The organism is Sphingomonas limnosediminicola (assembly GCF_039537965.1).
GTDB classification, from domain to species: Bacteria; Pseudomonadota; Alphaproteobacteria; order Sphingomonadales; family Sphingomonadaceae; genus Sphingomicrobium; species Sphingomicrobium limnosediminicola.
Genome location: NZ_BAABBM010000001.1, coordinates 2,204,136 through 2,224,640, shown reverse-complemented (window position 1 = coordinate 2,224,640; position 20,505 = coordinate 2,204,136). Strand labels below are relative to the sequence as shown.

Sequence of the window (20,505 nt, the reverse complement as noted above, 5' to 3'; positions counted from 1 at the left end):
GAGGGTCGCGGACGGGAGCCAAGGCTGCGGCTAGATAGAGGCGGGCTCCGCAGAGCGCAACCGCAATCAGCGGCCCAGCGTCTGCAGCCAATGTTCGACCCGTACGAACTTCTCGCGAGGGCTGCCGGGACGGGCGTTCGAGGTTTCTGTGTCCTCGATCTTGCGCCAGTCATCATAGTCCGTCGCCATCACGCCTCGGCTCGCGAGAATTGCCTTAAGGCCATTAGCACCTTGTCGATCCTGGGAGCTTCCGGCGGGCATCGCTGCAGCGATCTGGTCGGCGACCTCGTAACCGTCGGGGCGGTTGGTGCCGATCGTGCCGGTGGGGCCCCGCCGGGCCCAGCCGACTGCGTAAAGGCGATCACCGATGCGACCTTGCTCGTTCTGGAACTTGCCGCCGCGCTCGTCGTAGGCGACGCCTTCGATCGGCGGCGTAGAGTAGCCGATGGCGCTGATGATGAGAGACGCGGGCACTTCGTAGGTCTCACCCGTGCCGAGCGCAGCGCCGCTTTCGTCTAGCTGGGTGCGCTCGACGATAATCTTCTCGGCCTTTCCGTAGCCCTCGATGGCGACCGGTTTGGCGAAGAAGTCGAAGACCATGCGCTTTGGCTTCGAACCGTCAGGCGGCGATGCCGCGAAGCCCCGTAGTAGGGTGATCGACTTGCGATGGCCGGGTTCGAGCGCGTCGTCAGCTTCGAGCGGCGGGAAGTCCGCTGGGTCAACATCGGGCGCGGCCTGGGCGAGGTGGCCGAGTTCCCCCAGCTCCTTCGGCGTCATGGCGATCTGGTGAGGTCCGCGGCGCCCGAGGATGGTGATGGTACGGATGCCAGAGCGGTCGAGCGCGTCGAGTGCGTGCCCAACGATGTCCGAACCTTCGAACTCGCCGCGTGTCTTCGACAGGATGCGCGCGCAGTCGAGCGCGACATTGCCATTGCCGATGACGGCGGCATGCGCACCGTTCAGCGGCGGATCGAGGTCGGCGAAATCCGGATGGCCGTTGTACCAGCCGACGAACTCGGCCGAGCCGAAGACGCCAGGCAGTTCCTCGCCAGGAATGCCGAGCTTGCGGTCGTGCGGCGCGCCGGTGGCGAGGATCACCGCGTCATAAAGGTCTAGCAACTCAGCAACGGAGACGTCGCGACCGATGGTCACATTGCCAATGAAGTCGACGCCGGCGCTGTCGACGACCTTGTCGTAGCGCTTCGACACCGCCTTGAGAGATTGGTGGTCGGGCGCGACGCCGAAGCGGATTAGGCCATAGGGAACGGGATAGCGGTCGAGGATGTCGATGCGCGCCTTGTCGCCGTACGCCTTTTCGAGCGCCTCGGCGGTGTAGAAGCCCGCCGGTCCCGACCCGACAATCGCGAAATGCCGCATCCGCTCCTCCTTTATGGAGCGTGCTTAGCGGCAAAGGCGGGGACGCGTCAGCCCTTGGTGTGATCCTCGAGAAGTACGTTGCCCTTCTTCTGCAACGCGCCCGCGATCACGCCCGAGAACATGCCGAGCATGCCGGGAAGCAGCACCTTCACAACCACCTTCGTCTCCTGAACGTCGATGGTCGACTGGATGGAATCGCCCAGCGCCTGAATGCGAAGATTGAGCTGGTCGCCTGTCCAACCGGATTCGACGTGCGCGCCGCCCGGAATATGGTCGGTCAGGCGGTGGACGTTGTTCGCGATCCTGCGGCGCGCCTCGTCCTTGCCGAGGCTGTGCGGAAGGTCGACTTCGATTGGCTGTGACATAGATATAATACAGTGGGCGTCCGTTCAGCGCTTTTCAAGCGCGCCAAGGCGACTATCCTGCTGCTATGCGCCAGTTCGCCCTATTGCTTCTCGCCGCAGCCTCCGTCGCCGGGGCGCAGCCGCCAACCTGGGTGCCGGGTATGCCGTGGGCGCCGACCGAGCCATACATCACAATCGGGCAGGACGAGGCGGGCTATCGCAACTGGTTTCTGGCCTCGCCCGCGCACGCGACCTACGTAAAGGCGTTCAACAATTATCTGGCGACATACGGAGTCTCGGGCATCGTCCCGACCTGGCAGCTCCTGCGCACGGCGAGCGACTGGCAGAAGTGCGGCACCGCGGCGTTCGAGGTCCCGCCCTCCGAAGACTGGCCGAACATCGTCCAGACGCTCCGCTACGTCCGCGACAAAGTCATTCCAGCCGTCGGACCGGTCGAGCCGGTGTCGGTCTATCGCAGCCCGATGCTGAACAAGTGCGCCGGCGGGGCGCAGGAGAGCGCGCATCGCTTCATGCAGGCGGTGGACATGGTCCCGCTCAACCCGATCACGCGCGACATGCTGATCAGCAAGCTGTGCGCGGTCCACGCAACCAATGGCCAGCCCTATGGCGTCGGCCTCGGCTTCTATGTCGGTCTTCGCTTCCACGTGGACTCGCGTAAGTTCCGGACCTGGGGACAGAAGGACGATGGGTCGATAGCTTGCGCACGCAGCTTCGAAATGGTGCACGCCAAGGATCCGGTCACCGCCGCTTTTCCGAACGGCGTGCCGCCACCCGCGGACCCGCTTGCTCCGCCTCCGGCGCCCGCCCTTCAGCAACCACCCAAATCTTGACTTCTGCGGGCCTTGTGTTGCTTTACTGCAACACCATATCGGCCCCAACAGACAAGGGGTAGGCAGAACATGGATTTCGAAAAGCTCACCGATCGCGCGCGCGGATTCCTCCAGGCCGCGCAGACCATTGCCGTTCGGGAGCATCATCAGCGCATTGCGCCCGCGCACCTGCTCAAGGCCTTGCTCGACGACGAGCAGGGAATGGCGGCCGGGCTGATCGACGCGGCGGGTGGCGACGGCAAGGCGGCCAAGCGCGAGGCGGACGCCCTCGTCGCCAAAGTTCCGGCCGTCACTGGTAGCGGCGCGACGCAGGCGCCTGCGCTCGACGGCGACACCATCCGGATACTCGACCAGGCCGAGCAGATCGCGAAGAAGGCCGGCGACAGCTACGTTACGGTTGAGCGCATCCTGCTGGCGATGGCGCTGGCCAAAAATACCGACGTTGGCGGCGCGCTGGCTAAGGCAGGCCTGACACCGCAGAACCTCAACGCCGCGATCGACAAGCTGCGCGGGGGGCGGACAGCGGACACGCAGGGGTCCGAGGATCGCTACGACGCGCTGAAGAAATTTGCCCGAGACCTCACCGAGGCAGCGCGGGCCGGCAAGCTCGACCCCGTCATCGGCCGCGACGAAGAAATCCGCCGCACGATCCAGGTGCTCGCGCGCCGGACCAAGAACAATCCGGTTTTGATCGGCGAGCCGGGCGTCGGCAAAACCGCTATCGCTGAGGGCCTCGCGCTGCGCATCGCCAATGGCGACGTGCCCGACGGCATCAAGGACAAGCGCCTGCTTTCGCTCGACATGGGCGCGCTAATTGCCGGCGCGAAATATCGCGGCGAGTTCGAAGAGCGCCTAAAGGGCGTGCTCGACGAAGTTCGTCAGGCCGAAGGCGACATCATCCTCTTCATCGACGAAATGCACACGCTGGTCGGAGCCGGGAAGGCCGAAGGCGCGATGGACGCGGGCAACCTGCTGAAGCCCGCGCTGGCCCGTGGCGAACTCCACTGTATCGGCGCCACGACGCTCGACGAGTATCGCAAGTATATCGAGAAGGACGCGGCGCTTGAGCGGCGCTTCCAGCCTGTGTTCGTTGGCGAGCCGACGGTGCCCGACACCATCTCGATCCTGCGCGGGCTGAAGGAAAAGTACGAGCTTCACCACGGCGTGCGGATCACCGACGCGGCGATCGTCGCGGCAGCGACTCTGAGCAACCGCTACATCACCGACCGTTTCCTGCCCGACAAGGCAATCGACCTGATGGACGAGGCCGCGAGCCGGATCCGCATGGAGGTGGAATCCAAGCCGGAGGAGATCGAGAATCTCGACCGGCGCATCATCCAGCTCAAGATCGAGCGCGAGGCGCTGAAGAAGGAGCAAGACAAAGCGTCGCAGGACCGGCTCGCCAAGCTCGAGGAGGAGCTTGCGAACCTCGAGCAGCAGTCGTCCGAGCTGACCACGCGCTGGCAGGCGGAAAAGGAAAAGATCGCCGGCGAAGCAAAGATCAAGGAGCAGTTGGATGCCGCGCGGCTTGAGCTAGAGCAGGCGCAGCGCAACGGCGATCTCGCAAAGGCCGGCGAGCTTCAATACGGAAGCATTCCGGCGCTGGAGAAGCAGCTAGCCGATGCGCAGGTCGAGTCGAAGGGTGCCATGCTGCGCGAGGAAGTCACCGACCAGGATATCGCAGGCGTGGTCAGCCGCTGGACCGGAATCCCGGTCGAGCGGATGATTGAGGGAGAGCGCGAGAAGCTGCTCCAGATGGAGTCGCTGATCGGCGCCCGCGTTATCGGTCAGGAAGATGCGGTGAAAGCCGTCTCCGCCGCCGTTCGCCGCGCCCGCGCGGGACTGCAAGACCCCAACCGGCCACTCGGCTCGTTCCTGTTCCTCGGCCCCACCGGCGTCGGCAAGACCGAGCTGACCAAGGCCCTCGCTGAATTCCTGTTCGACGATTCCAGCGCGATGGTCCGCATCGACATGAGCGAATTCATGGAGAAGCACGCGGTCGCGCGGCTGATCGGCGCCCCTCCCGGCTATGTCGGTTATGAAGAAGGTGGCGTGCTGACCGAAGCGGTGCGGCGCCGGCCCTATCAGGTCGTTCTGTTCGACGAGGTCGAGAAGGCGCACGGCGACGTGTTCAATGTGCTGCTGCAGGTGCTCGACGACGGACGGCTGACCGACGGCCAGGGCCGCACGGTCGACTTCACCAACACGATCATCATCCTGACCTCGAACCTCGGCTCGCAATATCTGGCGGCGCTGGGCGAGGACGAGCCGGTCGAAAAGGTCGAGCCGCAAGTGATGGAAGTCGTCCGCGCCCATTTCCGGCCGGAGTTCTTGAACCGCCTCGACGAGGTCATCCTGTTCCACCGCCTGAGCGCGGGACACATGGGCCCGATCGTCGACATCCAGGTCGCGCGGCTGCGCAAGCTGCTTGAGGATCGCAAGATCACGCTGGAGTTGACCGACGCTGCGCGCGCGTGGCTGGGCCGCGTCGGCTACGATCCGGTCTATGGCGCAAGGCCGCTGAAACGCGCGGTGCAAAAGTATCTTCAGGACCCGCTCGCCGATAAAATCTTGGCTGGCGAGATCGCTGACGGTTCGACCGTACGCGCCGACGAGGGCGACGGTGGGCTGGTGCTGACCCCGGTCAGCGAACAGCGGGCAGCCGCCTGAGCCTCGACGTGCGGCGGCATCCCTAGCTAAGGGTGCCGCCATGGCGGAAAGCTGGCAGGACCTGTTGCAGCGCGCATCCCAGCTGCGCCAGGCGGGCCGCGTGGGCGAAGCCATCGACGCGTACAAGCGCGTGCTGGCCATCAACTCGGCGCTGCCGGCGGCGTGGTACAATCTCGGCTGGCTTCAAAAGCAGGCGCGCGCGTTCGACGATGCGTTGGCGTCTTATGATCGGGCGCTCGCGCTGAAGATCGACGGGCCTGAGGAAGTTCACTTGAACCGGGCTGTCATCCTGGCGGATCATCTGCAGCAGCCGGATGCAGCCAAGCGAGAACTCGATGCAGCGCTGGCGGCAAACCCGCGATATGCTCCGGCGCTCCTGAATCTCGGCAACTTGATGGAAGACCTCGGCGACCGGGCAGGAGCGCGGGATACGTATCAGCGCGCGCTGGAAGTCGATCCTCGGGATTCGTTGGCGCTGGCGAGACTGGGCGGCTTGTCGCTTGCATCTGGCCTTGACCATGACTTGGCGCAGCGATTGCGCGAGGCGCTTGCGCACGCGTCGGCGCCCGTGGAGCGGGCCGACCTGGGCTTTGCGCTGGCGGGCATGCTCGACGCCGCCGGCGAGTATGACGAGGCATTCGATGCTGCATCCGCAGCCAATGCGGCGAGCCGCGCTGCCACTGGCGCGCAGTACAATCGCGAGGCCGTGGAGCGCTTCATCGATCGATCCATTGCCGCGTTTCCATCGCCGGTTGCCGCCGATGAATCTCCAGCCCCGGTCTTCATCTGCGGCATGTTCCGATCCGGCTCGACGCTCCTCGAGCAAATCCTCGGCTCGCATCGAAAGGTGGCCGCGGCTGGCGAACTGGACCTGGTTCCGGCGCTCGCGGCGCAGATCCCCGACTATCCCAATGGGGTGGCCAATGCCGGAACAGGAGTGGTTGAACGCTGGAGAGAAACTTATCTCGCCGCCCTCCCGGTGCGGCTGTCAGCTGAGCAGCTCGTCACCGACAAGCGGCCGGACAACTTCCTGCACATCGGTTTGATCAAGACCCTCTTCCCGGCAGCGAAGATCCTGCACACCCGCCGGGCGCCGCTCGACAATCTTCTCTCGCTCTACTTCCTGCACCTCGATCCGGCGATGAGCTACGCGCTCGACCTGGACGATGCGGCACATTGGCTCGGCCAGTACCGGCGGCTGATGGCGCACTGGAAGGCATTATATCCCAGCGACATTCTCGACGTGGATTATGATGTTCTCGTCCGCGCACCCGAGGCGGCGGTCAGATCGGTGCTCGATTTCCTCGGTATTGATTGGGAAGACCAATTGCTCGACTTCCATCAGACAAGCGCGCCGGTGAAGACCGCCAGCGTGTGGCAGGTGCGCCAACCGCTCCACGGCCGTTCATCCGGTCGTTGGCGCAACTACGAAAAGCACCTCTTCCAGATCCGCGCGCTCAAAGCGCTGAACGAGGGTGATTAGCCGGCCGGCGCGCCGGTCGACGTAGCCTGGCGCTGCGTGTCCTCGAGAACACGGCGCTGCACCTCCCGCTCTAGTTGCCACTCCGCGGCGGTTTTGCAGACCTTCTTGCCGCCGAGCCGGCTACCCATTTCTTCCTGCCGCTCGCAGATGACCCTATTCGGATCCTTGGACTTGGCGTTGGTCCCCTGCGCGGGCTGCGTGCTATCGTCAAACGTGATCTGGGCCGCGGCCGGCGTTGCAACGACCGACGCAAGGGCCAAGAAAATTGCTGTTCGAACCATCACTTACTCCTAATCATAAAAACTTCGATCGAGCGTCAGCTCAGGGGCAGCTCTGCCCTTCCTGGCACCCAACGGACGTCCCGAAATGCTGGATCGATTCCACCGTCTCGCGATGCTCGCGCTTCTTCTCCGCCCACTGGGCAACAGTCAGGCATACGTTGCGCGCGCCGAGACGCGTTCCGGTCGTCTCTTGCCGCTCGCAGACAATGCGATCGGGATTGCCGGTCTTTGGCAGCTGATTGGCCGCCTCCAACGATGTCACCTGCGCGGTCGCCGGCGTGGCGACTATAGCGAGCATCATCATAAGCTTGCGGGTCATCCGACGACTCCGTCAGTTCAGGGACATATTCCATCATGGATTGCGGTTTCACGCAATCTCGCGCGATTTCAGGAACCTGGCGCGCGCCCCGCAGCGACGTCAAACGCAACGGTTATGCGCTCGCCTTCATCGAATTTCCGGGTCCCGTGCCACATCCACGAAGGAAAGAGGGCCAAAGTCCCGGGCTTGGGCTCGATGAAGCGGTGGGGCTGAACACCGACACCAAGTTGGGCCTGCGGTTCTCCCAAGGTGAGCCAACCTGCCTTATCTTTCCCGAAATCGTCCGGCAGCACGACGTAAAATGCCGAGCTTAGCCAGCCCATCGGATGAACATGATTTGCATGGTTGCCTCCACCGACCAGCCTGACCGACCATGCACCGTTGAAATCGACCTGCTTCGGTCGCCAACGGAGAAGGGGATGACGGGGATCAACTGCGGGCAGCTGTGCGGCGTGTTCGGCGACGACAGAGCGGACAGCATCGCGGAGAGCAACGATCTCTGGCTCTATCCGCTGGAATAAGTGGCCGTCAGTCTGCGTTCCGCCGCGGACCGACTGGCCGAAGAACTGGCTTTTCGACACATGCAGTCGGCGAAGCGTATCGGCGAGCCGGTCCATTGCCGGGAGCTTGTCCGTAATGTCGTAGACCCCAACGAACCTTTGGTCTCCCTCCAGCCAGTCGGATCGCGAATCGCCGGTCATGCGCCAGGCGGTCGCGGCATACGCCCAGAACAGGTCTTCGTCGGACGATCCCAGCCACCGATCGATCACCGAGCTGGCCTCGTCTGGCCGACCGGCCCGGATGAGATGCCGGACGCGCCACATGTCGATGTTCGAAAAGTTCAGCTCGGCGAGCTGGCTGAAGAGCGGGTCAGCTTCGGCGATATTGCCGCTTTCCGAAAGCGCCGCGACCTCGTGGGAGCTGAAAAGGATATGATCGCCGAACATCCGGCGACCCTCGGCAACGCGAGAGAAAACCTCTTCGAAATGCTCGGCCTCGAGGAGGGCGGCGAGCTGCTCTCGCCTAAGTTCGAGGCTGTTCGGATGTTGGGCAAGTGCTTCCTCGAAGCTGCGCGTGAAGCCTTCGCGCTCACCCTCGGCCCAGCGTAGGTTTGCGAGCAGAACGTGACCCTCTGTCCATAGCGGGGAGCGCCTTAGGACGGTCTCAAGTCCCGCAAGGGCTTCCGCCGACCTGCCGATGGCAGAAAGGGACGCGACAAGACCCCTGGTCACATCCGGATTGTTCGGGGCCAGCTTCAGTGCACGGCCAAATGCGTCAACGCTCGGCAGCCCTGCCTCCAGCAGCGTCCGCGCATAGCCGTGGGCGATTAGCGGCTCGGAGGGCGCCAGCTCGGTCGCACGTTTAAGTGCCGGAATGGCAAGGTCGCGGCGCTCCTGTTCGCGGTGGATAAGGCCTTTGACGTGCCACAGGCGGGCATCGCTTGGCACAAGCTTCAAAGCGCGATCGACATCTTCAAGCGGGAGCGGCGTATCAAGCATCTTCAGCGACTTAATCGCCCGGTCAAGAACCTCTGCTGGATCGACGGTTCTGGCGGTGACGACGGTCATGCGCTACCTGCGAAAGTTGCGCCACTATTGCCGATGACTGCCGCGACAGTGCGGCGATCTCCGCTGCTGAGCGCGGGCGCCCAGAGATCGATGATCAGGACGACGCGAAGCTCGTCACTGTCGTTCCACGCCTCATGCTCGATCGTGTCGTCGAAGACGAACGCCTCGCCAACGTTCCACTCGCGCGTCGTGTCGCCGACCCGGAAACCGCAATTACCCGGCACGATGAGCGGCAGGTGGCAAACGAGGCGCGTGTTTGCAACGCCCGTGTGCGGCGGGATGCGGGTGCGCGGTGCCAGCATAGAAAACATCGCGTTAGGCGACGCGCCAGGCACCTCCGGCTGATCCATGTGAGAGATTGCCTCGAGCGTGCGCGGGCAATGTCTCGCATTCTGCTCAATCCGGCGGCCGTTCTGAAGCAAATGGATCGCCGTCCACTTGGGATTGTGGTTGAGCTCTTTCCATTGCCGCATCGGCACGCGGTCCGGATACTGAATGTAAGGCACCATCTCGGCAGCTTCGGCCGCGATCAGCGCATCGAACTCCGCGCGGATATCGCCCACTGCCTGCTCGAGGATCGGCAGCGCCGGGAACATATCGCGGTCGTAGAACTCTATTTCCGGCAGGCCCGGAAAATGGAAATCGGACGGTTCCTGGTGATGATGGCGCGTGTTGCGCGTGCGGTTGGTGATGAAGCGTTCGGCGCGCACTCGCTCGGCGGGCGACAAGTCGGATGGAAGGCCGCTCGCCAGGCGCCCGCCCAGCTTGAGCCGCCAGTCGTCACGGCGCTTGCGGGCGTGGGCGACGGCCGCCTGCCACGGCCCCGGTATCTCTTCGTCCGGATGGATTTGCGCGAGCGCGTTGCCGTATTCTTCACCGGCATTGGGATCGCCGAGGTTGTCGAGGATGACGGCACGCGCCAGCAAGGCAGAGAAGTCCAGAGGCGCGAGAGCCAAGGCCCGATCGATTGCCCCTAGCGCGGCCTGAAGGTCGCCGGAAATCTTGCACATGGCGGATAGTTTGGTCCACAGCGCGACCGAGCTCGGACCTGCGGCTGCGGCCTGCTCGAGCAACGCTCTGGCAGCATTGAAATCCCCCGCTGACGCGGCCGAGTCGGCCTGCTGCTCAAGTGTCTGCATCTGAACCATTGCTCTCATCATGCCGAGGCGCAGGCGAAATGCAAAGAATGTCTAGCGAACGACTAGGCGGCTGGGAATCGATCGCGGATCCATTGGGAGAAAACCCATTTCTCGCCGGAAAGCGGCGGGCGGCCGGCGTGGAGCGTGCGTGGATCGGGCGCCCCTTCGCGCGTGACGTTAGCAAAGAACAAGGCATCGCCAGTTTCCGCGCGGAAGTTCAGGCCGATTGCAGGGAAGCTGGTTTCGCCGCCCGAATATGCATCGTTCAGGTAGATGAGGAAGGTCGCGATGCGCTGACCGAAACGCGACAACGTGTCCCGATAGGCCTCGTTCGCCGGATCGAGGAAGTCATGGTGCGGCTTGAACCGCTCTCCGACGGCATAGTGCAACAGCTGAGACGGCTCGAATAGGGGCACCGGAAGCTTCGTCGCCACGGAAATGCGGTGTCGGATAACTTCGGTGAGCACGTTCATCTCCCCGATGCGCATCACGAGATAGCTATTGTCGCGCGCCTGGTGATGCGTCTGCTCACCGTCAGCATCGCTGAACACAGTCGCGGGAACCAAACGCTCGCTCGCCAGACCGATAAGGAAACGGCATTCCGGCGCGGTTGCAAACCGTTTGATGGTGCGCACCCGAGGGACCTCGGACAGCGCAACCTTCTCTCCCGGTTGCATCCGAGCATCAATGTCGATGCCGGCACGAAGCGAGACCCAGTCAGTCTCCTCGACCGGATTGGGATCGACTTCATTGTCGTTGAAAAGCAGCAACTGATCCTGCGCGCATCGGGAACCTTGCGAGGCCGCCAGCGCAAGCATGTCAAGCGCGCGCGTCCAGCTTTGCGGTCGAGCCATGCCGAATGCCTCGAACATGGCACAGCGCTCGCTAGCTTCGGAATTACCTTCGGCAGACGCACGCTCGAACAGGCGGCCCGCTTCTTCGATCTCCTCACGGCCAGGCCGGTCGCCCAGCAGCAGTTCCATGGCTTGCGTGAAGGGATCGCTCATCCGGACGACTGTACTGCGACCGGCACAAAAGAAAACGGCGGGCCTCTTTCGAGACCCGCCGCTCCCCTTTTAAAACGAACGATTGACTTAGAAGTCGATCGTCACGCCGGCAAAGATGTACCGACCCAAGGCATCATAGACCTGCGGATAGGTATTGCCGTTCCCGAACGGAGCATTCGCGACTTCGCCACCGACGATCGGCGGGTCCTTGTCGAGGATGTTGTTCGCGCCAAGGCGGAAGTTATAGCGATCCCCGATCCGGGCCGTGAGGGCGAGGTCGAAGTAGCTCTGCGACGGGATCTTGGCGTCTGCGGGCGCAGGCGCCGCACCGCTAAGATCGGCATCGTTGCTCAGCACGTCGTCGTCGACCTTTGAGAAATACCGCCACTGGCCCGAAAGACCCAGACCATTCGGCAACGTGAAGCCGAGACGCAGTTTGTGACGATACTTCGGATTGGGCGTGCCGCACGTGTTTCCGAAGAGACCAGCGCAGTCGAACACGCCATCCTGACCACCGGTCCCAGGATTGATCCCAGTATCGAAGTCAAGCTTCCGCAGAATGGTGCCGACGTAGCTGACGTTCATCGTGCCTAGGCCGCCAAACTTATGGGCATAGGAACCGTTAAGATCGAAGCCCTTGGTGCTCTCGCCACCGACGTTGATAGTCCGCTGGTCAACGTAGCCGTTCGGAGAAAGCCAAAGCGATCCGTTTCCGGGTGCGCGATGGATGAGAGCACAGGTCAGCGCGTTACCCGTCGTCAGACAGTTATTGATAACCGTCTGGTACGGAATCGTGCTGATCAGGTTCTTGATCTTGATGTTGAAGTAATCAACCGTGAACGCCAGGCCGGGGATCCAGCGCGGCTGGATAACGAGACCCGCCGTGTAGCTGTCCGCCTTCTCCGGCGAGAGCTCGGTGTTCCCACCAAACAACGCATTATACTGATTCGCCGGGTTCGCAGTGATTGTGCCGTATTGCGCGGCAGTCACACCAGTGTTGGCGCACTGAGCCGCCGTAGCGGTTGGGGCAGCGCCGGCGCACGGATCGACGGTTCCGCCAAGAGCCACGTTCTGCGTCGCGAACAACTCGACGACATTCGGCGCACGAACCGCCCGGTTGTAGCTCGCGCGGAGGCGAATATCGCGAACCGGAGCGAGTTCTGCCGAGATCTTGTAGGTGTCCGTGCTGAAGTGATTACCCGCGACCTTATAGTCGGAATAACGATAGCCACCGGTGATCGAGAATTCTTCGATGAACGAATGCTCGATGATCGGAACCTGCACTTCGGTGAAGAGCTCACGGACGTCGAACGAACCCGAGACCGGGAGCGTCGCGCCGCCTTGACCAGCAAGATCGCCCGTCTGGAATTCGGTGTCGACCGACGTCGACAGCGATTCCTTACGATACTCGCCACCGACGTTGATGCCGATGCCCCGATCAGACCAAGGCGTCTGAAGCCCGTACTCGCCACCTTCGAACGTGAAGTTGGCGTTAGCAATCTGCTCCTTGACCTGACCGGTCTGGAAGCCGGGGGTCTGCAAGTAAGCAAGCGCGGCCGGGGTCACGCCACCGGTAGCGAAGATGTTGTACGGAACGCAGTTCGGATCTTCACCCGTGGTGACCGAACGACAAACCGCAGTTGCACCAGCCGTACCCGGAGCGACAACCGCGCCCGTCGAGTCGACCGCGACAATATCAAGCGCTCGCCGCAGACGGGTGACCGAGAAGTCGTTCAGGTAAACCTGTTCCAGCTTGGTGGTGCCATACTGATAGTAGGCATCGTAGGACAGGCCACGCAGAAGGTCACCACGTACACCGGCCACGATGCGATACGCGGTGTGATTGAGGTGGTCCTGACGACCGCCACCTTCAACGTTACGGCGACCAATGTAAGCGATACCCTGATTGTAGGTATTGCCATTGAGGTCGGTGAACTGCGTCGCCGGCGCGACGCCGCCAACTACGCCGAAGCCGAGCAATGGACGCTTCAGCGGCCCAGAGCCATCGGGGTCCTTCCCAAAGATGGCACCCTGACCAACGAGATTGCCGAACGTGCTGAGATAATTCCCAGTGAAGTTCGTTGCGTCAGCCGGATTGTAAACAGCCGCGCCGCAAATGACGCTCAGCTGCTGAGCTGACAAAGCGCCATTATCGCAGTTCAGGGTCGTGGTGTTGAAGAAGTCACCCGACGGAGCGATCTGCGCATTGGACGTATCGTCCATGAACATCGCTTCGAGGTAAGGCTTTGCACCCGGGCTGATTTCATACTCAGCGAACGCACCCAGCGTGTAGCGCTCGTCCGGACGCTGATAGAAGTTGTACGGGCCGAAGTTGAACGGGGTAGAACCCGGAACGAACTGGTTACCTTGGGTCTGGAACGTGCCGACGTTCGTGAAGAACGTACCGGTCGCCGAAGTCGCCGAACCGCCGCAGTTGAAGTCACGGGGCGGCGTGCCGCTGCCGAGACCGCCCTGCTTCGCCGTGCGCGCTGCGAGCGAGCAGAACGAATAGTCGCGGGTCGCCTGAAGAACCGGATCCTGGCTGCGATAGGTCGCGTAAGCAAGGATGCTGCCGCGATTGTCGTCGAAGCCGGCGCCGAAGACAGCCGAAACGTCCTGCGCACCGCCGTTGATGTTCATGCCGTGCGGCGGACGATAGCCGCGAGCAACGTCCGCGTTCAGAATCCGATCCGACGCGTCGTTGTTGTGCATGAAGGTCGAAGCCTGGGCGTCGATCTTCAGGCCGCGGTAGTTGGTGTCCATGATGAAGTTGACGACGCCCGAAACGGCGTCCGCGCCGTACACCGACGAAGCACCGCCGGTCAGAACGTCGACACGCTTCACGAGCGAGGACGGGATGAAGTTGATGTCGGCGACCGAACCCTGACGCGGGTCACCCGGCTGCAGACGGCGGCCGTTGACCAGCACGAGGGTGCGGACCGAGCCGAGACCACGAAGGTTGACCGTCGCGGTACCCGTCGAGCCGTTCGAAATGTTCGAACCCTGCGACGCGAACGACTGCGGCAGCGAGTTGATGAGATCCTCGGTACGGGTCGTGCCCTGGAGCTTCACCTCCTGGCTTGACAGCACGGTGACCGGGCTGGCCGAAGTCAGGTTCGGCTGCGGGATGCGCGTGCCGGTGATGACAATGTCTTGCGAACCCTTGACGTTCTCGCCGGTGGCGGACGTCGACGGAACAACCGTCTGACCTTCGACGGGAGTCGTGGTCTCGGGCGCCGTCGGAGTTGCGCTGTTGTCGGGCGGGCTGGGCGTTGCCGGCGGAGCGTCCTGCGCAAAGGCAGGCGACGCGATCATGCTGGCGCCGACCAGAAGCGTGGTCGTGAGCAGCCGCTGACGGAAATCGAGCTTCATAAAAATCTTCCCCTTCACTAGTCGCGCCGCAGCACGACTGCCGTGGAACGGCAAAATCGAGTTTGCCGAACTACCTGCCGTGATAAGTGAACCAACGAGACGCTGGCAACGCCTTGAGGCACCAGCGGCACAAGTTGTCCCGGCTCTGTATCAATTTTGCAACAGCGCTGGATTGCGGCGAAACAGCCCAGCATAATAGCGTGGACGGACGCAGTTACGGGGATGGGACCAATGCGAAATTCACTCATGGTTGTGGGCTTGATCGGTGTTTCATTCGCGGCAGCCGCAGAGGCGCGTCCGATCCCGAACACAGGCACGCCGCAGACCATCCAACAGCTTATCGCCTGCCGCGCGATCGCCGATTCCGCTCAGCGCCTCGCCTGCTTCGACCGTCAGACCGACGTTCTGAACCAAGCGATCGCAAAGAAGGAGGTGGTGGTCATCGACAAGCAGCGCGCGACTGCAGCCAAGCGCAGCCTCTTCGGATTTTCGATCCCCGATTTCGGCGGACTCTTCGGTGGTGGCGGCGACGAGATCAAGGAAATCGCAAGCACCGTGACTCGCGTCCAAAAAGACCCATACGGCGCTTTGATAGTCACGCTCGCAGACGGTTCGACCTGGGCGCAACAGGATGATTCGCAGTTGGGGTTGCCGCCCGAAAAGGGCGACAAGGTCGTCGTGCACCGCGGTTCGTTTGGCGCCTTCTTCCTGCGGGTCGGGAGTCAGCCCGGCATCCGGGTGAAGCGCGTCGGCTAACGCTGCGCGGCGGCTTGCTCGGCCTTCAGGCTTGCTTCTGCATCGAGATATGGCTCCTGCCGCTCGACGCTCCAATATTTGAGCTCGTGCAGCAGGATCCGCTCACCCGTAACGGCGCAGACGACATGATCTCCGTCGGTCAGAAGACGGAAGGTGCCGGGCAGGTAATGGACGCGTGCGGCCTTGCCGCTTCCGCTCATCAGCATTTGTCTCACTCCTCCGGCGTGTCGAAAAGGCCGGGCTGAGGCGCGATGTAGGGGCGCCGCGCCTTTCTCTCAACCTGCACCGGCGCCCTGGGTTCGGCATCGACGGCCGCGTCGACATTCCCATCGCCGAAGTGCAGCGTCAGCCGATTCTCCGTGCGCGCGTCGCTTGCGCGCGTGAGCGTCCGGCCGTCGCGACTGGTGACGCGAACATAACCCTTGGACAACGGCCGTTCGGGATGGACGAGCTCCGCCATCTTCCAGGCGGCCGTCAACTTCTCCGACAGGCGCTCGATGCGCGTATCGATGAGATCGCGGCGAAGCCGGCCGGCGACGAGGTTGAAATCGCCGCGTGCGCTTGCTGCGCGCGCTGCCAGCGATCGCGGCAGGCGATCACCGAGTTCATCGACACGTTGGACCACGGGCGCAAAGATCGTTGCCGGCTCGGGCCAGCGGCAAACCGTAAGTTCGAAGCGCTCGCGGCCACGTTCGACCCGGCGCGACAGGCAGTGCTGCGCGCGGTGCTGGAGTTCGCTTAGCTGGGCGTAAAGCTCGGCGCGGACGGGCACGGCGATCTCCGCCGCCGCCGTCGGCGTCGGCGCGCGGAGGTCAGACGCAAAATCGATCAGGGTGGTGTCCGTCTCATGCCCTACCGCCGAGATGAGCGGGATCGGCGATTCGGAGGCGGCGCGCACGACCTCTTCCTCGTTGAATGCCCACAGGTCCTCGATCGACCCGCCGCCGCGTGCGACGATCAAAAGGTCGGGCCTCGGCTCCAACAGGGGGAAGCCGCGAATCGCCTCTGCGATGCGCGACGCAGCGCCCTCTCCTTGCACGGCAACCGGCCAAAGAATTACGCGGGTCGGACAACGATCTTCAAGCCTGTGGAGGATGTCACGAATGACTGCGCCGGTGGGCGAAGTTACCACACCGATCACCTGCGGCAGGAACGGCAGCTTGCGCTTTCGCTCGGCGGCGAACAGGCCTTCCGCGGCCAGCGCCTTTCGACGGCGGTCGAGCAGGGCAAGCAAAGCGCCCTCTCCCGCAAGCTCCATCCGTTCGATGACGATCTGATATTTCGAGCGGCCCGGATAGGTGGTCAGCTTGCCAGTCGCGATGACCTCCGCACCGTCTTCAGGCCGGAAGGCGAGGCCCTGCGCATTGCCGCGCCAGATCACGGCGTCGATGCAGGCGTTCTCGTCCTTCAGCGTGAAGTAGCAGTGGCCGGACGCGTGGCGCTTGAAGCCGGAGATTTCGCCGCGCACGCGCACTTGCCCGAACGCATTCTCGATCGTCCGCTTGAGCGCGCCCGAAAGCTCACTGACGGACAGCGGCGGCGAATTGTCGCCGGGGGCGACGTTCGCTAACAGGCCAGCGCGCGTTTCGTCAGGGAGATCCATGGACATTCTGCTGTTGGGGTCGGGCGGACGCGAAGATGCGCTCGCGTGGCGGCTTAGGCAATCGCCGAGCTGCGGTCGACTGCTCGCTGCGCCGGGCAATCCGGGCATTGCTCGATGGGCGGAATGCGTCGCGGCAGACCCCTGCGATCGGGCTGCAGTCGTGGAGCTCGCGCAGTCCAACGGGATCGATCTTGTCGTTGTCGGACCGGAGGCGCCGTTGGTGGCCGGCGTGTCCGATGCATTGCGCGACGCCGGCTTCGCCGTCTTCGGGCCGAGCGCCGCTGCGGCGCAGCTCGAGGGGTCGAAGGGCTTCACCAAGGACCTGTGCCGCGAGAACGGCATTCCCACCGCCGGCTACATCCGCGTCGAACGGATGGACGACGGTCTTGCCGCGCTGGAGGGGTTTGGCTTGCCAGTCGTAGTGAAGGCGGACGGTCTCGCGGCGGGCAAGGGCGTCACTGTGGCGATGACTCGCGAGGAAGCCGAGGACGCGATCCGCGCGGCTGACGACGGTCCACTGGTGATCGAAGAATTCCTCGACGGCGAAGAGGCGAGCCTGTTCGCTCTGGTTGACGGCGAAACCGCGGTTCCGCTGGCGTCGGCGCAGGACCACAAGCGCGTCGGCGAGGGCGACACCGGTCCGAACACCGGCGGCATGGGCGCTTACGCGCCGGCACCGGTGCTCACCGCCGCTCTTCAAACCCGTGCGATGGACGAGATCGTGCGGCCGACGGCCCAAGCTCTCGCAATGGCCGGCACACCTTTCAGCGGTGTGCTCTATGCAGGCCTCATGCTGACTTCCGAGGGGCCGAAGCTAATCGAGTATAATGTCCGCTTCGGCGACCCGGAGTGCGAGGCGATCATGCCGCTCATCGAAGGCGACTTCGCCGAGCTACTGAAGGCAGTCGCGACCGGCAAGCTCTCGGAAATCGACTGCCCAACGCTCTCGCCCAAGCATTCAATGACCGTCATTGTCGCCGCGCGCGGTTACCCCGGCACACCCGCAAGCGGAGGTGCGATCCGCGCGATCGAAGCCGCCGAGCAGGTCGAGGGCGTCACCGTCTTCCATGCCGGCACCGCGATCGGCGACGATGGCCTCGTCGCAAAAGGTGGCCGAGTACTTGCCGTCACCGCTGTCGCTGACAGCTTCGCCAACGCTCGTGCCCGTGCCTACCGCGCGGTCGACCAGATCGATTTCAGCGATGGCTTCTATCGCCGCGACATCGGCTGGCGAGAGCTTGAACGCGCCTCGTGAACGCCGCTGGACTTGTCGGCCTGCGTGCTTTGCTGTTGAGGGACGCCATGCAGGATTGCACGAACCGATGAACACCTTCTGGGACTATTTCTGTCCACTACTCGCCGTCGGCCTGGTGATCGGACTGCTCTCAGGCTTGCGCGCTTTCCCGTTCCCGAAGGGGAAATCAAAGGAGGATATGGCCGGCGATCCGACACTTCTCGCCGGATATAAGAGGAAGCGCCTGACTGCTCTCGTCATTGGTGCTGGCGTATCGATCGCGGCCGCCGCAATTTGGCACGGCCCGCTCGGGGCGGCCGACCGCTTTGTGGCGCAGGTCCAAAGCAATATCCGCCTGTCCCTCACCTCGTGGGAAATGCCGCAGGTTAGCGGGCAGCTCCATCACGGACCCCTGACCCGCCATGTTCGCCTCTCCGGCCAAGCCGACGAATTCCAGCGTGGTCAGCTGGTCGGGATCATCAACACCGTTCCGGGCGTTCGCTCGGTTGGTTGGTCGGACGGCGGCGCAGGCCTTCCGCTGATTGCGGAAGCGGCCATCGCGTCCCTCCTGGGCTTCCTTTTCGGGTTGTTGCTCGCCTATCTGGTCGAGCTTCACCGTCGGTACAACGCGCAGTGGAATTGGTGATCGAAGAATGGATCTAATTCGCGAATATTGGTGGGTTCTCGCGGTCCTTGTCGGACTTGCGCTCGTTTTCATCATCCTTCGTCCGCGCCAGCGGGTAAAGCTGACGGACAGCGCACCGGTTCGACCGCATATGACTTATTCTGCTGCGCCACCTGAAGGCCGTGGCGTCGCCGGCGAACATGCCGCTGCCGCAACCGACGTTGCCGGCGAGCTGCTGAAGGCGCCGGTCCATCGCGCGCTCGACGGCGCCGGCAAGGAGGGCGAAGACCTCTGCCGGCTCAAGGGCGTCGGTCCGAAATTTGAGGATGCGCTGCACGCTCTCGGCTTCCATCGCTACGAACAGATCGCGGGCCTCACCCCGACCGAAATCGAGCGTCTCGACGAACAGCTCGGACCATTCCGCGGTCGCCTGACTCGGGACCGGATCGTCGAGCAGGCCCATTATCTCGCCCGCAACGATATCGACGGGTTCGAGCAGAGGTTCGGAAAACTCTAGCCAACTGCCTCGGCTTCTGCAGGCGCTTGGCGCCGGCGCGGACGCGAGGCGATCAGCTTGTCGATCTTGCGGCCGTCCATGTCGACGACTTCGAACGACCAGCCGTCGTGCCGAAAGATTTCGCCTGTCTCCGGCAAATGCTTGAGCACGGACAGCGCGAAGCCCGCGACTGTTGAGTAGTCACGCTCTGCGGGCAGGTTTAGGCCAAGCCGGTCGACGAGCAGGTCGGCGCTTGCCGCACCCGACACCAGCCAGGTTCCGTCATCGCGCTCGATCAGTGGCGGTTCTTCGCCCTGCTCGACGTCGTGAGCAAAGGTCCCCGCCAGCGCGGCCAGGATGCTGCCCGGCGTCACGATGCCATCGAGGTGGCCATATTCGTCGTGAACCAGGGCGAGCGGGACATCGGCTGCGCGCAGCACCGCCAGCGCATCCATCGCATCCATCAAATCCGGAATGACCGGCGCCGTGCGGCACAGGCGCTTGAGATCGAGCGGCTCCCCACGAATGACGGCCTGAAGGACGTCGCGGGTCTGGATGACGCCGACGATATTCTCGATCGATCCATCGGCAACCGGAATCCGGCTGTGCGGATTGTCGAGCAGTTCCTGCCGAATTTCCTCCGCGCTCGCGCCCACGTCGACCCAGTCGATCTCCATGCGCGGCGTCATCACTTCTCGCACGGGGCGGTCGGCGAGCCGAACGATGCCGGAGATCATCGCTCGCTCGTCCTCCTCGAGGACGCCGGCAGTCTGCGCCTCGGCGACGACCAGATGGAGTTCCTCCGCCGTAACCTGGTTCTTCGATTCCCTGTCGAATCCGAACATTCTGAGGATCAGCGAACTCGAATGCTCGAGCAACCAGACGAACGGTGCCGTGATTTTCGACAGCCAGCGCATCGGCCACGACATGACGGCTGCAATCGGCTCGGGTGATCGAAGCGCAATCGTCTTCGGCACAATCTCACCAATCACAAGTGAGACGTAAGTGGTCAGCACGATGACGAGGCCGAATCCCGCCGTATGCGCAGTACTCTCCGGCACCCCCAGAAGCTGCAGCCGCTGCGCCGTCGGCTCGCCGAGCGTCGCCCCCGAGAAGGCGCCGGCAAGCACGCCGATCAACGTGATGCCACTCTGCACGGTGGACAGGAAACGGCCCGGCTCCGACGCGAGGTCGAGTGCGCACTGCGCACCCGTGCTTCCGCTCTTGGCCATCGCCTTCAGGCGCGCCTCGCGGGAGGAAACGATCGCAAGCTCACTCATCGCCAACACGCCGTTCAAGCAGATCAGCGCGAGGATGAGGAGGACGTCGAACCAGGGAATGGGATCTAAAGTGTCGCTCATAGGCGTAAAGATGAGTGTA

18 protein-coding genes are annotated in these 20,505 nt (G+C 63.4%); 7 read left to right on the top strand and 11 right to left on the bottom strand.

Annotation, left to right across the window (positions count from 1 at the left end):
* Positions 1-66: 66 nt before the first annotated feature.
* Positions 67-1,377: an FAD-dependent oxidoreductase gene (locus ABD704_RS11260; RefSeq protein ID WP_344699782.1), complete on the bottom strand. Its 1,311-nt coding sequence runs from the start codon at positions 1,375-1,377 to the stop codon at positions 67-69.
* 47 nt (positions 1,378-1,424) lie between these two features.
* Positions 1,425-1,742, bottom strand: coding sequence for a polyhydroxyalkanoic acid system family protein (locus tag ABD704_RS11255; protein ID WP_344699781.1), 318 nt, complete (start codon positions 1,740-1,742; stop codon positions 1,425-1,427).
* A gap of 65 nt (positions 1,743-1,807) precedes the next feature.
* Between ABD704_RS11255 and ABD704_RS11250 the strand changes: the two genes are divergently transcribed.
* The 3 genes from ABD704_RS11250 (at position 1,808) to ABD704_RS11240 (ending at position 6,725) form a co-directional block, all read left to right on the top strand.
* Complete coding sequence (locus tag ABD704_RS11250; RefSeq protein WP_344699780.1) at positions 1,808-2,572, top strand: D-Ala-D-Ala carboxypeptidase family metallohydrolase; 765 nt, start codon at positions 1,808-1,810, stop codon at positions 2,570-2,572.
* Positions 2,573-2,641: 69 nt separating this feature from the next.
* A complete protein-coding gene (gene clpB / locus ABD704_RS11245; RefSeq protein WP_344699779.1) occupies positions 2,642-5,242 on the top strand; it encodes an ATP-dependent chaperone ClpB in 2,601 nt (866 codons plus the stop codon).
* A gap of 40 nt (positions 5,243-5,282) precedes the next feature.
* Positions 5,283-6,725 (top strand): tetratricopeptide repeat-containing sulfotransferase family protein, encoded by a 1,443-nt coding sequence (locus ABD704_RS11240; RefSeq protein WP_344699778.1) that lies wholly within the window; start codon positions 5,283-5,285, stop codon positions 6,723-6,725.
* Here ABD704_RS11240 and ABD704_RS11235 read toward each other — a convergent pair.
* From ABD704_RS11235 to ABD704_RS11210, 6 genes are all read right to left on the bottom strand, one after another.
* Positions 6,722-7,006, bottom strand: coding sequence for a hypothetical protein (locus tag ABD704_RS11235; protein ID WP_344699777.1), 285 nt, complete (start codon positions 7,004-7,006; stop codon positions 6,722-6,724). The two genes, ABD704_RS11240 and ABD704_RS11235, sit on opposite strands and share 4 nt — an antisense overlap.
* Positions 7,007-7,046: 40 nt before the next feature.
* A complete protein-coding gene (locus tag ABD704_RS11230; RefSeq protein WP_344699776.1) occupies positions 7,047-7,325 on the bottom strand; it encodes a hypothetical protein in 279 nt (92 codons plus the stop codon).
* Between the two features lie 68 nt (positions 7,326-7,393).
* Complete coding sequence (locus ABD704_RS11225; RefSeq protein ID WP_344699775.1) at positions 7,394-8,893, bottom strand: 2OG-Fe(II) oxygenase family protein; 1,500 nt, start codon at positions 8,891-8,893, stop codon at positions 7,394-7,396.
* On the bottom strand, positions 8,890-10,041 hold the full coding sequence (locus ABD704_RS11220; protein WP_344699774.1) for an aspartyl/asparaginyl beta-hydroxylase domain-containing protein: 1,152 nt from the start codon (positions 10,039-10,041) through the stop codon (positions 8,890-8,892). Before ABD704_RS11220 ends, ABD704_RS11225 begins: the two co-directional genes overlap by 4 nt.
* A 53-nt stretch (positions 10,042-10,094) precedes the next feature.
* Complete coding sequence (locus tag ABD704_RS11215) at positions 10,095-11,039, bottom strand: 2OG-Fe(II) oxygenase (protein WP_344699773.1); 945 nt, start codon at positions 11,037-11,039, stop codon at positions 10,095-10,097.
* 87 nt (positions 11,040-11,126) lie between these two features.
* Positions 11,127-14,411 (bottom strand): TonB-dependent receptor domain-containing protein, encoded by a 3,285-nt coding sequence (locus ABD704_RS11210; RefSeq protein ID WP_344699772.1) that lies wholly within the window; start codon positions 14,409-14,411, stop codon positions 11,127-11,129.
* A gap of 231 nt (positions 14,412-14,642) precedes the next feature.
* Between ABD704_RS11210 and ABD704_RS11205 the strand changes: the two genes are divergently transcribed.
* The gene (locus ABD704_RS11205) at positions 14,643-15,167 is read left to right on the top strand and encodes a hypothetical protein (protein WP_344699771.1); all 525 of its coding nucleotides are present in this window, start codon (positions 14,643-14,645) and stop codon (positions 15,165-15,167) included.
* Here the strand turns inward: ABD704_RS11205 and ABD704_RS11200 are convergent.
* Both ABD704_RS11200 and xseA read right to left on the bottom strand, forming a co-directional pair.
* A complete protein-coding gene (locus ABD704_RS11200) occupies positions 15,164-15,373 on the bottom strand; it encodes a DUF2093 domain-containing protein (RefSeq protein ID WP_344699770.1) in 210 nt (69 codons plus the stop codon). The two genes, ABD704_RS11205 and ABD704_RS11200, sit on opposite strands and share 4 nt — an antisense overlap.
* A 5-nt stretch (positions 15,374-15,378) precedes the next feature.
* A complete protein-coding gene (gene xseA, locus ABD704_RS11195) occupies positions 15,379-16,776 on the bottom strand; it encodes an exodeoxyribonuclease VII large subunit (RefSeq protein ID WP_344699769.1) in 1,398 nt (465 codons plus the stop codon).
* Between xseA and purD the strand changes: the two genes are divergently transcribed.
* The 3 genes from purD to ABD704_RS11180 all read left to right on the top strand — a co-directional run bounded on the left by purD (position 16,769) and on the right by ABD704_RS11180 (position 19,146).
* On the top strand, positions 16,769-18,025 hold the full coding sequence (gene purD, locus ABD704_RS11190) for a phosphoribosylamine--glycine ligase (protein WP_344699768.1): 1,257 nt from the start codon (positions 16,769-16,771) through the stop codon (positions 18,023-18,025). The two genes, xseA and purD, sit on opposite strands and share 8 nt — an antisense overlap.
* Before the next feature lie 67 nt (positions 18,026-18,092).
* The gene (locus ABD704_RS11185) at positions 18,093-18,650 is read left to right on the top strand and encodes a hypothetical protein (RefSeq protein ID WP_344699767.1); all 558 of its coding nucleotides are present in this window, start codon (positions 18,093-18,095) and stop codon (positions 18,648-18,650) included.
* 7 nt (positions 18,651-18,657) lie between these two features.
* Positions 18,658-19,146 (top strand): hypothetical protein, encoded by a 489-nt coding sequence (locus ABD704_RS11180; RefSeq protein WP_344699766.1) that lies wholly within the window; start codon positions 18,658-18,660, stop codon positions 19,144-19,146.
* On the opposite strand, the gene ABD704_RS11175 is transcribed toward ABD704_RS11180, so the two are convergent.
* A complete protein-coding gene (locus ABD704_RS11175) occupies positions 19,143-20,486 on the bottom strand; it encodes a hemolysin family protein (RefSeq protein WP_344699765.1) in 1,344 nt (447 codons plus the stop codon). The two genes, ABD704_RS11180 and ABD704_RS11175, sit on opposite strands and share 4 nt — an antisense overlap.
* Positions 20,487-20,505: the final 19 nt, after the last annotated feature.

What these genes read in the sequence shown, in the direction of transcription:
- ABD704_RS11210 (WP_344699772.1), bottom strand. Translation starts at nt 14,411, where the DNA reads ATGAAGCTCGATTTCCGTCAGCGGCTGCTCACGACCACGCTTCTGGTC.
- ABD704_RS11255 (WP_344699781.1), bottom strand. Translation starts at nt 1,742, where the DNA reads ATGTCACAGCCAATCGAAGTCGACCTTCCGCACAGCCTCGGCAAGGAC.
- ABD704_RS11220 (WP_344699774.1), bottom strand. Translation starts at nt 10,041, where the DNA reads ATGGTTCAGATGCAGACACTTGAGCAGCAGGCCGACTCGGCCGCGTCA.
- ABD704_RS11180 (WP_344699766.1), top strand. Translation starts at nt 18,658, where the DNA reads ATGGATCTAATTCGCGAATATTGGTGGGTTCTCGCGGTCCTTGTCGGA.
- ABD704_RS11260 (WP_344699782.1), bottom strand. Translation starts at nt 1,377, where the DNA reads ATGCGGCATTTCGCGATTGTCGGGTCGGGACCGGCGGGCTTCTACACC.
- ABD704_RS11175 (WP_344699765.1), bottom strand. Translation starts at nt 20,486, where the DNA reads ATGAGCGACACTTTAGATCCCATTCCCTGGTTCGACGTCCTCCTCATC.
- ABD704_RS11185 (WP_344699767.1), top strand. Translation starts at nt 18,093, where the DNA reads ATGAACACCTTCTGGGACTATTTCTGTCCACTACTCGCCGTCGGCCTG.
- ABD704_RS11235 (WP_344699777.1), bottom strand. Translation starts at nt 7,006, where the DNA reads ATGGTTCGAACAGCAATTTTCTTGGCCCTTGCGTCGGTCGTTGCAACG.
- ABD704_RS11240 (WP_344699778.1), top strand. Translation starts at nt 5,283, where the DNA reads ATGGCGGAAAGCTGGCAGGACCTGTTGCAGCGCGCATCCCAGCTGCGC.
- ABD704_RS11215 (WP_344699773.1), bottom strand. Translation starts at nt 11,039, where the DNA reads ATGAGCGATCCCTTCACGCAAGCCATGGAACTGCTGCTGGGCGACCGG.
- ABD704_RS11200 (WP_344699770.1), bottom strand. Translation starts at nt 15,373, where the DNA reads ATGCTGATGAGCGGAAGCGGCAAGGCCGCACGCGTCCATTACCTGCCC.
- ABD704_RS11230 (WP_344699776.1), bottom strand. Translation starts at nt 7,325, where the DNA reads ATGACCCGCAAGCTTATGATGATGCTCGCTATAGTCGCCACGCCGGCG.
- ABD704_RS11225 (WP_344699775.1), bottom strand. Translation starts at nt 8,893, where the DNA reads ATGACCGTCGTCACCGCCAGAACCGTCGATCCAGCAGAGGTTCTTGAC.
- ABD704_RS11250 (WP_344699780.1), top strand. Translation starts at nt 1,808, where the DNA reads ATGCGCCAGTTCGCCCTATTGCTTCTCGCCGCAGCCTCCGTCGCCGGG.
- purD (WP_344699768.1), top strand. Translation starts at nt 16,769, where the DNA reads ATGGACATTCTGCTGTTGGGGTCGGGCGGACGCGAAGATGCGCTCGCG.
- clpB (WP_344699779.1), top strand. Translation starts at nt 2,642, where the DNA reads ATGGATTTCGAAAAGCTCACCGATCGCGCGCGCGGATTCCTCCAGGCC.
- ABD704_RS11205 (WP_344699771.1), top strand. Translation starts at nt 14,643, where the DNA reads ATGCGAAATTCACTCATGGTTGTGGGCTTGATCGGTGTTTCATTCGCG.
- xseA (WP_344699769.1), bottom strand. Translation starts at nt 16,776, where the DNA reads ATGTCCATGGATCTCCCTGACGAAACGCGCGCTGGCCTGTTAGCGAAC.